This is a genomic window from Allobosea sp. 117, assembly GCF_000702305.1.
In the GTDB taxonomy this organism is placed as follows: Bacteria; Pseudomonadota; Alphaproteobacteria; order Rhizobiales; family Xanthobacteraceae; genus Ancylobacter.
The window spans coordinates 800,047-812,287 of record NZ_JNLC01000010.1 but is presented as its reverse complement, the minus strand read 5'-3'; the positions used below and the strand labels follow the sequence as shown (position 1 = coordinate 812,287).

Annotated in this window: 11 protein-coding genes; 6 read left to right on the top strand and 5 right to left on the bottom strand. The window is 66.8% G+C overall.

All coding sequences use genetic code 11. The annotated features are described in order from the left end of the window. Nucleotides 1–5 precede the first annotated feature (5 nt). Nucleotides 6–1,556, bottom strand: a complete 1,551-nt coding sequence (locus tag U742_RS0105905; protein WP_029350990.1) for an acyl CoA:acetate/3-ketoacid CoA transferase — start codon at nucleotides 1,554–1,556, stop codon at nucleotides 6–8. 74 nt (nucleotides 1,557–1,630) lie between these two features. Between U742_RS0105905 and U742_RS0105900 the strand changes: the two genes are divergently transcribed. Next, the gene (locus U742_RS0105900; protein ID WP_248310269.1) at nucleotides 1,631–2,500 is read left to right on the top strand and encodes an enoyl-CoA hydratase/isomerase family protein; all 870 of its coding nucleotides are present in this window, start codon (nucleotides 1,631–1,633) and stop codon (nucleotides 2,498–2,500) included. A 9-nt stretch (nucleotides 2,501–2,509) separates the two neighbouring features. Continuing rightward, nucleotides 2,510–3,535: a LacI family DNA-binding transcriptional regulator gene (locus U742_RS0105895; RefSeq protein WP_029350986.1), complete on the top strand. Its 1,026-nt coding sequence runs from the start codon at nucleotides 2,510–2,512 to the stop codon at nucleotides 3,533–3,535. Between the two features lie 52 nt (nucleotides 3,536–3,587). Here the strand turns inward: U742_RS0105895 and U742_RS0105890 are convergent, their stop codons facing one another. Genes U742_RS0105890 through U742_RS0105880 form a run of 3 tightly spaced genes read right to left on the bottom strand, consistent with a single transcriptional unit; the run spans nucleotide 3,588 to nucleotide 6,456 of the window. Further along, nucleotides 3,588–4,892: a TRAP transporter large permease gene (locus tag U742_RS0105890; protein WP_029350985.1), complete on the bottom strand. Its 1,305-nt coding sequence runs from the start codon at nucleotides 4,890–4,892 to the stop codon at nucleotides 3,588–3,590. Next, entirely contained in the window at nucleotides 4,879–5,397 is a 519-nt protein-coding gene (locus U742_RS0105885; RefSeq protein ID WP_029350983.1) for a TRAP transporter small permease, read from the bottom strand. The genes U742_RS0105890 and U742_RS0105885 overlap by 14 nt, the downstream gene beginning before the upstream one ends. Nucleotides 5,398–5,457: 60 nt before the next feature. Then, a complete protein-coding gene (locus U742_RS0105880; protein WP_029350981.1) occupies nucleotides 5,458–6,456 on the bottom strand; it encodes a TRAP transporter substrate-binding protein in 999 nt (332 codons plus the stop codon). 652 nt (nucleotides 6,457–7,108) lie between these two features. On the opposite strand from U742_RS0105880, the gene U742_RS0105875 reads away from it, so the two are divergent. The 3 genes from U742_RS0105875 to U742_RS0105865 all read left to right on the top strand — a co-directional run bounded on the left by U742_RS0105875 (nucleotide 7,109) and on the right by U742_RS0105865 (nucleotide 9,983). Then, a complete protein-coding gene (locus U742_RS0105875; RefSeq protein ID WP_029350979.1) occupies nucleotides 7,109–7,912 on the top strand; it encodes a 3-ketoacyl-ACP reductase in 804 nt (267 codons plus the stop codon). A 50-nt stretch (nucleotides 7,913–7,962) separates the two neighbouring features. Continuing rightward, nucleotides 7,963–8,781, top strand: coding sequence for a shikimate dehydrogenase family protein (locus U742_RS0105870; RefSeq protein WP_029350977.1), 819 nt, complete (start codon nucleotides 7,963–7,965; stop codon nucleotides 8,779–8,781). Nucleotides 8,782–8,852: 71 nt separating this feature from the next. Then, nucleotides 8,853–9,983, top strand: coding sequence for an acyl-CoA dehydrogenase family protein (locus U742_RS0105865; protein ID WP_029350976.1), 1,131 nt, complete (start codon nucleotides 8,853–8,855; stop codon nucleotides 9,981–9,983). A 50-nt stretch (nucleotides 9,984–10,033) separates the two neighbouring features. Here the strand turns inward: U742_RS0105865 and U742_RS0105860 are convergent, their stop codons facing one another. Continuing rightward, the gene (locus U742_RS0105860) at nucleotides 10,034–11,110 is read right to left on the bottom strand and encodes a tartrate dehydrogenase (RefSeq protein WP_029350975.1); all 1,077 of its coding nucleotides are present in this window, start codon (nucleotides 11,108–11,110) and stop codon (nucleotides 10,034–10,036) included. Nucleotides 11,111–11,323: 213 nt separating this feature from the next. Between U742_RS0105860 and U742_RS0105855 the strand changes: the two genes are divergently transcribed. Next, the gene (locus U742_RS0105855; RefSeq protein ID WP_029350973.1) at nucleotides 11,324–12,238 is read left to right on the top strand and encodes a LysR family transcriptional regulator; all 915 of its coding nucleotides are present in this window, start codon (nucleotides 11,324–11,326) and stop codon (nucleotides 12,236–12,238) included. The last annotated feature ends 3 nt before the right edge of the window (nucleotides 12,239–12,241 follow it).

Here is a 12,241-nt window from a genome sequence, read left to right as displayed (position 1 = left end):
CTGCGTCAGGCGGCGCTGTCGATGCGCGCGGCCGTCTCGAAGAAGCGGGCGGACATGAGCCTGGGCGTACGGACGATCGGCGCGAAGCCCATGCGGTCCAGCACATCGGCGCGGATGTCGATGCCCGGCGCGACCTCAATGAGCTCGACCCCCGCCGGGGTAAGCTCAAAGACGGCGCGCTCGGTGACGTAGACGACCTTCTTGCCATCAGCGATCGCCTGCTCGCCGCTGAAGGTGATGCCAGCAACGCGTTCAACGAGCTTGCGCACCTCGCCGTGGCGCTCGATTACAAGCCGGCCATCGGCGGCACGCACCCGCGCGCCCTTGGTGTCGAAGCTGCCGCAGAAGACCACGGCCTTGGCGCGCTGGGTGATGTCGATGAAGCCGCCGGGGCCGCTGATCTGGCCGCCGAAATGCGAGACGTTGACGTTGCCCGCCCCGTCCATCTCGGCGAGGCCAAGGAAGGTCATGTCGAGCCCGCCGCCGCTGTAGAGGTCGAACTGCTCAGGCGAGGAGAGGATGCCCATCGGGTTGGCGGCGATGCCGAACATGTCTCCGGTGAGCAGGTCGCCGCCATGAATGCCCTGCTCGATGGTGAACCAGAAATCGTTCTGGCGGCCGGTGCGGAAGATGATCTCGGCGACATCCGCCGACATGCCGAAGCCGAAGTTCAGCGTGGTGCCGGGGATCAGTTCCTCGGCCGCGCGCGCCGCCACGATGCGACGCGCCGCATCGTCCTTGCCGGCGTTCTTTATGACGTCGCCATGCTCGAGGCCGGCGAGCGAGAGATGATAGCCGCCCTGATAGGTCTGCTGCTGCTCGGGACAGACGATGACGTAGTCGACGAGGTTGCCCGGCACGGCGACCTCGCGCGGACGGAAGCTGCCGCGCGGCACGCGCTCGCGCACCTGGGCGACAACGATGCCGCCGGAATTGCGCGCCGCGAGCGCCACCGAATAGATGTCGAGGTCCGCCGGCTCCTCGCTGGTGCTGATGTTGCCGGCGTCGTCGACATAGGTGCCGCGGATGACGCCGACATCGACCGGGAACGGCTTGTAGCGCAGCACGTCCCTGCCATCGACCTGCACGAGCTCGACGACGTCCTCGGTCGAGATCGCGTTGCAGCGCCCGCCCTGCTGGCGCGGATCGACGAAGGTGCCGAGCCCGACATGGGTGAACAGCCCGGGACGGCCGGCGCCGATCTCGCGGAACAGATGCATGATCGCCCCGCCCGGCAGGCAATAGGCCTCGATCTTGTTCTCCTGCGCCATGCGCAGCATGGTCGGCGACCAGACCCAGTGTCCGCCGATGACGCGGCGGACCATGCCCTCATGGGCGAAACGGTTGGTGCCGCGCCGTCCGCGGTCGCCGAGACCGAGGGCGTGCACCAGAGTGAGATTACGGGGCGATCCTTCCTGCAGGAAGGCATCCTCGAAGCAGCTCAGCGCCTCGTCGGGCTCGACGAGCCCGCCACCCGCGCCGCTGGTGGCGACCGTCGCGCCCTCCTTGAGCCCCGCCAGAATGGACCGGAGCTCCTCCTTGGTGACGATTTTCATCTTGGGCATCCTCGCCGGGTGCGTTTCGCGCAGCTTCGATGCAGCGCTTGGCAATCTTGGTAGAACGTTCTACTTTGCCGATTGACCTGTCGTCAAGCCGCGCGCTTCGAATTGCCGACGCGGCCGAGGGTCGAGGAAACGTCGGCGGGCCATCCCGCCGCGAGCGAGGAAAAATGGAATTCGTAAGTATCAGTCAGGACGATGAAATCGCGACCATTCTGCTGACGCGCAGCGAGAAGCTGAACGCGCTGACGCCCAAGATGATCAGCGAGATCGGCGAGGCGATCGAGGCCGTGGAAGCTTCCGATGACGTTCGCGCCGTCGTCCTGGCCGGATCGGGGCGCGCGTTCTGCGTCGGCGCGGACGTGAACATCTGGGGCAGCCTGACCCCGGAAGAGGTGCGCAAAAGCTGGATCCTGCACGGCCATCGGGTGTTCCAGCGTATCGAGACCTCGCGCCTGCCGATCGTGGCGGCGATCCAGGGCATGGCCTTCGGCGGCGGCCTCGAACTCGCCTTGGCGGCCGACATCCGGGTCATCGAGCGCGACGCCAAGGTGGCCTTGCCGGAGGTGTCGATCGGCACCGTCCCCGGCTGGGGCGGAACGCAGCGTCTGAGCCGCCTCATCGGCCTGCCGCGCGCCAAGCTCATGGCCTTGACGGGGCGTCGGATCGATGCTGCAACGGCCCTGTCCTGGGGACTGGCGACCGACATCGCCGAACCGGGCAACGTGCTCGCCCGCGCCATGGAGGTTGCCGGCGAGATCGCCCGCATGGCACCTGTATCGACGCAGATCGCCAAATCGATTCTCAACGGAGGTCTCGGCATTGGCAGTGATGCAACGTTCGAACTCCTCGCCGGCATGGCGGCGGCCGGCACCGACGACGCGCGGGAAGGCATCCGCGCCCTTCGCGAGAAGCGCGCACCGCACTTCGCCGGCCGCTGATCCTCGCCTATGAACGAGCTCACGCCTCTTCGGCGCGTCACCATCATCGACATCGCCAGAGAGGCCGGGGTCTCGCCCTCGACCGTCTCGCTCGTTCTGCAGAAGAACGAGCGGATCTCGGCCGAGACGCGCCAGCGCGTCGAGGACGTGATCCAGCGGCTCGGCTACAAGTACAACCGCAGCGCCGCCAATCTGCGCCGGCAGACGTCGCAGGCGATCGGCCTGATCATCAACGACATCTGCAACCCGTTCTTCGCGGAAATGACGGCCGGCGTGCAGTCGGTGCTGCAGGGCACCGACTTCCTCGTCTTCCTGGTCGAGGCCGGCGACGACGTCGAGCGCCAGTCGCGCGTCTACCGCTCGCTGGAGGAGCACGGCATCGGCGGGCTGATCATCTTTCCCGCCTCGGAAACCAAGCCGGAATTCCTCGAGCGCATCGCCGCCGGCGGCACGCCCATCTGCGTCGCGGTGCGCCGCCCGCCCGATGCCGACGTCGACTATGTCGGGCCGGACAACCGGCTCGCCGGGCGCATGGCGACGCGCCACTTGATCGACCTCGGGCACAAGCGGATCGCCTTCCTCAGCGGCGAGGCGCACAGCCCGGCGCGCATCGACCGCATCGCCGGCTACCGGGACGCGCTGCAGCGCGCCGGACTCAAATTCGATCCGGCCCTCTGCCTCGAAAGCCGGCCGACCCGCGCCAACGCCATCATCGACGTGCAGAAGGCGCTCGACCTCAAGGATCCACCGACGGCCGCCATCGGCTACAACGACAATGTCGCCATCGCCGCGATGCATGGGCTGCGCCTGCGCGGCGTGGAGCCGGGCCGGCAATTCGCGATCATCGGCATCGACGGCACGTCGGACGCCGAGCTCGCGCATCCGGCGCTGACCACCGTGGCGCTTCATGCGCACGATATCGGCAGGCGGGCGGCCGAACTGGTGCTCGAACGGATCAAGGCGCCGAGCCGCGTCCACGAGAACGTCATACTGCGCCCGAACCTGATCGTCCGGTCCTCCTGCGGCAGCCGCTGAACGGAAAAGGGCGGCCGCGACGGGCCGCCCTCATGCAGTGATCGCTCCAGGGCTACGGGCCGATATCCGGCCCGACCAGATGCGGCAGGTAGAGATAGAGCTGCGGCAGCATGATCACGGTGACCAGCACCAGCATCAGCGGCAGGATCTGGATCATGGTGTCCTTGATCACCGCCTTCAGCGGCTCGCCCGAAGCGGCGGTAGCGATGAGCAGGCACAGCCCGTAGGGCGGCGTGACCAGGCCGAAGGCCAGCGACACGATGCCGATGAGGGCATAGTGCAGCGGGTCCATGCCGGCATGCTGGGTGAGCGGCTGCAGGATCGCGCCGACGATGACGATCGCCGGGATGGCGTCGAGGAAGCAGCCGACTACCAGGAACACGCCCGCCACGAAGAAGCCTGTGGCGGTGACGCCCATGTCCCACTCGACGGCGCCGGCCAGCAGGGCGTTCGGCACCTTGTAATAGGCGAGCAGCCAGCCGAACACCGACGCCGTGCCGAGGCAGAACAGCGACACCGCCGAGAAGCGCCCGGTGTCGACGAAGGTCGCGAAGAGCATCTTCAGGCCCATTTCCCGGAACACGAACAGCGCCAGGAAGATGGCGTAAACGCCGGCGATCGCCGCGGATTCGGTGGCGGTAAACCAGCCGAAGATCTTCCCGCCGGCGATGATGAACGGCATGAAGAGAGCCGGGATCGCCACCACGGCCGCCGTCGCGAACTCGGAGAAGGTAGCGCGGGCAAAGCGCGGATAGTGCCGCAGCTTCGCATAGACATGGACCGTGATCATCATGGCCAACGACAGCATCAGCCCCGGCAATATGCCGCCGACATAGAGCGAGCCGACCGAGATGGAGAGCGTGCCGGCCCAGATCACCATCAGGATGCTGGGCGGGATGACCACCGACAGCACCGAGGAGACCGCGGTGTTGGCGACGGAGAAGCTTTTGTCGTAGCCCTCCTTCACCATGGCGGGGATGAAGATCTTGCTCTGGCTGGCGGCATCCGCCGTCGCCGAGCCGCTGACGCCGGCAAACAGCACGCTGAGCACCACGTTCATCTGCGCCAGCGCGCCCGGAAAGTGCCCCACCATGGAACGCGACAGGTTCAGCATGCGGTCGGTGATGCCGCCGGCGTTCATCACATTCGCGGCGAGTAGGAAGAACGGCACGGCCAGGAGAAGGAACGAGTTGTACGAATTGTACATCTGGTCGATCAGCACATAGAGCGAGACCTGCGGATCGAACAGCAGCGGCGGCAGGCACGCGATGCCGAGCGCGAAGGCGACCGGCACCCGCACGATGAGCAGCACGGCGAAGGTGCCGAGCAGGATAGCTGCGACTTCAGCGGGCCCCATTCTGGACCTCCGTCAGGATCGGTTCGCGTGCAGAACGACGATAGGCCGTGACGGCATCGCAGATCGCCTCAAGGGTGAAGACGATCCAGCCGACCGCGGCGAAGGGGAAGGCCCCGTAGACATAGGCCATGTTGATATCCGACATGTCCGAGGTCAGGCGGGAGCCGAACTCGACATATTCGATGCTGCCCCACAGGAAGATGAGGCCGAAGAACAGCACCGAGAGCCGCACCACCAGCTTCGAGACGAGCTCGCCGAGGGGAGTCCTGGGGTTGGGCAGCAGATCGATGTCGAAATGCGCGTTCTCGCGCACGGCGACGGCCGAACCGATCATCACCAGCCAGATCAGGGTGAAGCGCGCCAGTTCCTCGGTCCACAGGTAGCTGGGGATGATCTCGCCGTAGCGAGCCAGGATCTGCATGCCGACGGGAATGAGCAGGAGAATGCTCAGCACGCCGAGCAGCAGCACGAGGAACAGGTGGTAAATCCTCAATATGCGTCGCATGGGCGGTTCCTCGAGAGGGCCGCGGAGCTTTCCCGCGGCCCGACGCCTTTACCTCAATGATCAGTCGATCGCACGCACGCGGGCGAGCACGTCCTCGGCGCCCAGCTCCTTGGCATAGGCGTCGATGACCGGCTGGACCTTCTCGTGCATCTGCTCACCGTCCTTGAAGTCGTGGATGCGCACCTTGCCCTCGGCGGCCATCTTCTCGAGCGCGCCGACATCCTCGGCGGTCTCGGTCTCGCGCCAGAAGGCGGCGGCCTCGGCGCCGGCCTTCAGGATGGCGGCCTGCAGGTCCGGCGGGAGACGATTGAAGGTGGTGCCGCTGAAGACGAGCGGCCGGACGGTGATGATGTGGCGAGTGCGGATCACCTCCGGGGCGACCTCGTAGAAGCGCATCTGGGCGTTGGTGGAGGCCTCGTTCTCCAGCGCGTCGATGACACCGCTCTGAATGGCGTTGTAGATCTCGTTATAGGCGATGACGCTCGGCACGATGCCGACTGCAGCGAAGGCCTTGGCGTGGATCGGCGTGCCCTGCACGCGCATCTTCAGCCCGTGCAGGCCGGCGAGCGTATCGGCCGGCTTCTTGGACAGGATGTTGCGCTCGGCGCCGCCGCCGAGGCCGAGGATCTTCACATTGCCGCGCTTCTCGATGTCGTCGACGATCGGCTTGAAAGCGTCGCCGGAAACCGCCTTCTTCCATTGCGGGACATCCTTGAACAGGAACGGCGTGTCGAGAAGGCCGGCGCGCTTGGAGATCGGCGTCATATGCGCCGGCGCCACCACCGCGAAGTCGACCGAGGTACCGCGCGTCATCAGGCCGAAATAGCCCGCCTCGTTTCCGAGCTCGCCGTTCTCGTGCATCACGAACTCGACCGGCTTACCGTAGTACTTGGTCACAAGCTCGGCGAACTTCGCCATCGTGCGGTTGAAGATGTGTTCCTTGTTGTAGGCGCTGGCGCCGTGCAGGACGATCTTGTCCTGCGCGGAAGCCGGGCCCTGCAGGCCGGCGAGCAGCACGCATGTCGAAAGCACGGCAGCGGCGAGCTTGAAAGGCTTCATCGGGTTTCCTCCTGGCTATTCGGTTTTGCCGGCACATGCCCTTGGCGGGGCGTGCCGGAGCAACAAGCGTTCGCCGCCTCCCCGCATGGCTGAGGCGGGATGCAGCGGCGAGATTTCACAATCGGGAAAGGGCGCGGCAAGCTGCGATCGCGCGGCCAGGCCGGCATGGGACCGGCCGCAACGGCATGTCGGGGGGAACCGCGGAATGGCGATCGGGCATGGCTTCCTCCTGCAGGCTTTGCGCCTTCTTGGGCACAGGTCTTAACGCACCGATGAAGGAAGTACAACGATTTATCAGATGTTCGGCGAGCGAATTTTGCCGGAGGAATGGCAACGAAAGGTCAAACCATTACAAAATAACGATTTTTCTGATTCGAGAGGATTTCATGAATTTTATACCCCCTCGCCCGCCGCCTCTCCACGAACTTCGGCAGCCGCCCTTCTGCGACGCAACGCGTCACCGATAATTTTTGTTAGTAAAAACAATAATATAGGATATTTTCGCCCGATTATTTCGGCGAATCTCCGAACCGACCTCTGCCCGTAATTGCGGCTTGAACGATCATTCCATGGCTTGACGGACCGAGCGAGTTTAGTCAAACGATATACCAACAAACCGGCGACCCCAACCCGCGCCGAGTGAGGATTCGCCATGATAGAGCCCCCTACCCCCGCAACGCCGACCAGCCGGCAGATCGCCTTCGTGACCGGCTCCAGCCGGGGAATCGGGCGCGGCATTGCGCTGGCGCTCGCGGCAAAGGGTTTCGACGTCGCCATCCATGGCCGGTCCAACCTCGCCGAGGTGCAGCGCACGGCGGAGGAGGTCGCGGCATTCGGCGTGCGGACCACGGCGATCACCGGCGACATCGGCGATCTGGAGCGTCACGAGGCGATGTTCGACGAGGTCGAAGCCGCGCTCGGGCCGCTGACGACCTTCGTCAACAATGCCGGGGTCGGGGCTCTCAAGCGTGGCGACGTGCTGGAAGCGTCTGTGGAGAGCTACGACCACTGCATGCTCCACAATGCCAAGGCGGCCTTCTTCCTCACCCAGGCGGCGTCCCGGCGGCTGCTCGCCCGGCCGCGTGATCCCGGCCTCTATTATTCCATCCTCCTCGTCTCGTCGGTCAGCGCGGTCGCCGCCTCCGTCAATCGCGGCGAATACTGCGTCTCGAAAGCCGCAACCGCGATGGTGGCGCAGATCTTCGCCGCGCGCCTCGCCGCGGAGGGCGTCAATGTCTTCGATCTGCAGCCCGGCGTGATCGAGACCGACATGTCCCGCCCCGCCCTCGCGGACTACCAGCGCCGGGTCGACGAGGAGGGGCTGACGCTGATCAGGCGTCTCGGCCAGCCTTCGGACGTCGGCGCGGTCGCCGCCTCCATCGCGGCGGGCGGCATGCCCTACGTCACCGGACAGGTCATCCGCATCGACGGCGCGCTGCTGCTCCCGCGCTTCTGAAATTCCGCCGGCAGCACGACCGGCATGCCGTCAACAAACAGGAGGAAACCATGTTGTCCGATGCGGGACCGGCGCTGCTCAGCGTCACCGGCGAGACGCGCCTTTACTTCGTGATCGGCGATCCGATCCGGCAGGTGCGCTCGACGCAGCTCTACAACAAGCTCGCGGCGGAGCGCGGCATCGACGTCGTCTTCGCGCCGCTGCAGTTCGCGGCTGGCGATTTCGACGCCGCGGTGCGCGGCCTGCGCAGCTTCAAGAACCTCGCCGGGATCATTCCCACCATCCCGCACAAGCCGCGCATGATGGACGTGGTCGACAAGGTCGAGCCGCGGGCCCGGCTCGTCGGTGCGGTCAATTCGATCCGCGTCGAGCCGGACGGGACCTGGGTCGGCGACACCTTCGACGGCGTCGGCTATGTGAACGGTCTCGTCACCGCCAATCGCGACCCGAAGGGGCGCTCGGTGCTGCTCGTCGGCGCCGGCGGCGCGGGTGCCGCCATCGCCGTGGCGCTGGCCGAGGCGGGCGCCGCGCGCCTGCGGGTCGTCGATGTCGAGACGGCGAAGGCGGAACGCGTGGTGGCGGCGGTGCAGGGCGCCTATCCCGCCATCGCGATCGACACCGGTGCGGTGGTGCCGGCCGAGTTCGACATCGTCGCCAACGCGACGCCGCTCGGCATGGCGGCGGGAGACCCCTATCCGATCGATCCGGAGACGCTGGTGCCCGGCCAGCTGGTGACCGACATGATCATGAAGCCGCCGGTCACGCCGCTGCTGCAGGCGGCGGAGAAGAAGGGCTGCCCGATCCAGGTCGGTTATCAGGCACTGGTCGGCCAGGCCGAGGCGAACTTCAGCTTCTTCGGTTTCAACTGACAGCCCGATGCGGCCGCCTGGCTCGACAGGCGGCCGCCCCTTGATCGCGAACGAACCGTCGGGAGACCGCCATGTCCTTATCCGAAACCCATGCCCAGATCCGCGACATGGCGCGCCGCTTCGCCAGCGAGGTGGTGCGTCCGCTCGCCGAGGAACTCGACCGGGACGAGCGTTTTCCGGCCGAGATCTATGAGGAGATGGGGCAGCTCGGCCTGTTCGGCATCACCGTGCCGGTCGAGCATGGCGGGTCCGGCCTCGACGCGCTGGGCTACGCGCTCGTCATGGAGGAGCTCTCGCGCGGATATGCCTCCGTCGCCGACCAGTGCGGCCTCGTCGAGCTCGGCTGCACCCTGCTCTCGGTGCACGGCACGCAGGCCCAGCGCGCCACCTGGCTCACCGACGTCATGGCGGGGCGCAAGCGCGTCGCCTACTGCATCACCGAGGCCGAGGCCGGCACCGACGTCTCCGGCATCCGCACCACGGCGGACCGGACCGAGGACGGCTGGGTGCTCAATGGCGGCAAGCTCTGGATCCAGAACGCGCCGCTCGCCGAGGTCGGCTTCGTGCTGGCGCGCACCGACAAGAGCGCCGGCAAGCGCGGCATGAGCATCTTCGTCGTCGACCTCTCCCTGCCGGGCGTCACGCGCGGGCCGAAGGAGCACAAGATGGGCCAGCGCGCCTCCCAGGTCGGCGGGCTCACCTTCGACAATGTCCGGCTGCCGGCCAACGCGGTGCTCGGCACGGAAGGGCGCGGCTTCCACATCATGATGAGCGTGCTCGACAAGGGGCGCATCGGCATCGCCGCCCTCGCCCTCGGCATCGCCCAGGCCGGCCTCGACGCCAGCCTGGACTATGCGAAGACCCGCAAGCAGTTCGGCCAGGCGATCGCCGATTTCCAGGGCATCCAGTGGATGCTCGCCGACATGGCCAAGGACATCGCTGCCGCGCGCCTGCTCATCCACGATGCCGCACAGCGGTTCGATACCGGCGAATCCGCGACCATGGCCTGCTCCATGGCCAAGTGCTTCGCCTCGGACATCGCCGTCGCCCAGACCGCCAACGCGGTGCAGATCTTCGGCGGCAGCGGCTATATCCGCGGCTTCGAGGTCGAGCGGCTCTACCGGGATGCGAAGATCACCCAGATCTATGAGGGCACCAACCAGATCCAGCGCACGATCATCGCCCGCGAACTGCTGCGGTAGGAGCCCTCCGCCGCCACCTCCCCGGAGGAGCGGACGGCGGCAGAACTACCTCAGGCATTGGCGCCGTGGATGGCGTCGATCACGCCGGCGGTGACGTCCGCGGTGCGCGCGGTGCCGCCGAGGTCCGGCGTATGGAACCGCCGGTCGCCCGTCACCCGCTCGATGGCGGCCATCAACCGGTTCGCGGCCGGCTTCTCGCCGAGGTGATCCAGCATCATCACCGAGGACCAGAAGGTGCCGACCGGGTTGGCGATGCCCTTGCCGATGATGTCGAAGGCCGAGCCGTGGATCGGCTCGAACATCGAGGGATAGGCGCGCTCGGGATTGAGGTTCGCGGTCGGGGCGATGCCGAGCGAGCCGGCGAGCGCCGCCGCGAGGTCCGAGAGAATGTCGGCGTGCAGGTTGGTGGCGACAATGGTGTCGAGGCTTTCCGGCTTCATCACCATGCGCACGGTCATGGCATCCACCAGCATCTTGTCCCAGGTGACATCAGGGAACTCGGCGGCGACCTGGGTCGCCACCTCGTCCCACATTACCATCGCGTGGCGCTGGGCGTTGGACTTCGTCACCACGGTGAGGTGCTTGCGCGGGCGGGACTGAGCCAGCCGGAAGGCGAAGCGGATGATGCGCTCCACGCCGGTGCGAGTGAACATCGCCACATCCGTCGCGACCTCGATCGGATGACCCTGATGCGCGCGGCCGCCGACGCCCGCATACTCGCCCTCCGAATTCTCGCGAACGATGACCCAGTCGAGCTCGGGACCGTCCACCCGGCGCAGCGGCGAGGTGATGCCGGGCAGGATACGGGTGGGGCGTACATTGGCGTATTGGTCGAAGGGCTGGCAGATGGCGAGCCGAAGACCCCACAGGGTGATGTGGTCCGGAATTTCCGGGTGCCCGGCCGAGCCGAACAGGATGGCGTCATGGTCGCGGATCAGGTCGCGGCCATTCTCCGGCATCATCCGGCCGTGCTTCTTGTAATATTCGCCGCCCCAGTCGAATTCGTCGACGGAGAAGGAGAATTTGCCGTCGCGGCTCGCAAGGGCGTGCAGAACCTCGACGCCGGCGGATATCACCTCGCCGCCAATACCGTCCCCCGGGATCGCGGCAATCTTGTAGGTCTTCATGGCAAGTCTCCGGATGGGTTGAGATGGCTCGGGAGCGGGAGGCGCCTGCCTTGCGACCGGATCAGGCCGGACGAGCGCGCCAGCGCAATGGCGGCAGACCGTAGGGGCAAGCTTGCGCGAAACCAATCTCAGCCAATTGTATAAAAAAATAGAATAATGCAGAGTGAGCTCCGAAGCGGGAATGCTCTCCTCGCACGACGCCGGGTGATCCGCGTGGACCTCTACCAACTACGGTGCTTCCTCGCCGTCGCCGAGGAGCTGCATTTCGGCCGCGCCGCCCGGCGGCTCGAGCTGATGCCGTCGGCGCTCGGCCGGCAGGTGCAGCAGCTCGAAGAGTCGCTCGGCGGCCGGCTGTTCGCGCGGACCACGCGCAGCGTCACCCTGACGGAGGAAGGAGCGGCACTGGTGCCGGAAGCCCAGGCGCTGCTCGCCACGGCCGATGGGCTGGCCCAGCGCTTCCGCGAGCGCACGCGCACCAGGGCGACGACGCTGCGGCTCGGTGCCGTGGACACTGCGGCCGCCGGGCTGGTCCCGCTCCTGCTGCACGATTTCCGCGCGCAGCACCTCGGGATCACCGTCGAACTGGTGGAGGACAAGACCAATCGCCTGCTGCCCCGCCTGCTGTCCGGCCGGCTCGATCTCGCTATCATCCGCCCTCCCGCCGAGATCGGGCGGCAGGTCGAGCTGCTGCCCCTCTTCCATGAAAGCGTGGTCGTCGCGGTTCAGAGCGGCCACCGCCTTGCGCGGCGCCGGTCTGTCACCGTCGCCGATCTCGCGGACGAGCCGCTCATCGTCCCGGACCGCCGCTCCCGTCCCCACAGCCACGATCTGACGACCAAGCTGTTCGCGCAGGCGGGCCTGCAGCCAGCCATCGCGCAGATCGCCGGCGAGAAGCAGACGATCGTGGGTCTCGTTGCGGCGGGTCTGGGGGTGGCGCTGGTCCCGCGGTGGACCGCCCGCATGTCCGTCTCCGGGGTGCGCTATGTCCCGGTTTCCGTCTCGGGCGCCGAGGAACTCAACGTGCTCCCGCTCGCCGCCGCCTGGATGCGGGGATCGCGCGATCCCGCCCGCGACGCCATGCTCGCCCTTCTGGCGGAGCGCCTGCCCGCCTATCGCAGCGAGGCGTGAGGC

Excerpts from the sequence above, each read along its gene's own strand:
- U742_RS0105905 (WP_029350990.1), bottom strand. The coding sequence starts at position 1,556 with ATGAAAATCGTCACCAAGGAGGAGCTCCGGTCCATTCTGGCGGGGCTC.
- U742_RS0105895 (WP_029350986.1), top strand. The coding sequence starts at position 2,510 with ATGAACGAGCTCACGCCTCTTCGGCGCGTCACCATCATCGACATCGCC.
- U742_RS0105890 (WP_029350985.1), bottom strand. The coding sequence starts at position 4,892 with ATGGGGCCCGCTGAAGTCGCAGCTATCCTGCTCGGCACCTTCGCCGTG.
- U742_RS0105885 (WP_029350983.1), bottom strand. The coding sequence starts at position 5,397 with ATGCGACGCATATTGAGGATTTACCACCTGTTCCTCGTGCTGCTGCTC.
- U742_RS0105880 (WP_029350981.1), bottom strand. The coding sequence starts at position 6,456 with ATGAAGCCTTTCAAGCTCGCCGCTGCCGTGCTTTCGACATGCGTGCTG.
- U742_RS0105875 (WP_029350979.1), top strand. The coding sequence starts at position 7,109 with ATGATAGAGCCCCCTACCCCCGCAACGCCGACCAGCCGGCAGATCGCC.
- U742_RS0105870 (WP_029350977.1), top strand. The coding sequence starts at position 7,963 with ATGTTGTCCGATGCGGGACCGGCGCTGCTCAGCGTCACCGGCGAGACG.
- U742_RS0105865 (WP_029350976.1), top strand. The coding sequence starts at position 8,853 with ATGTCCTTATCCGAAACCCATGCCCAGATCCGCGACATGGCGCGCCGC.
- U742_RS0105860 (WP_029350975.1), bottom strand. The coding sequence starts at position 11,110 with ATGAAGACCTACAAGATTGCCGCGATCCCGGGGGACGGTATTGGCGGC.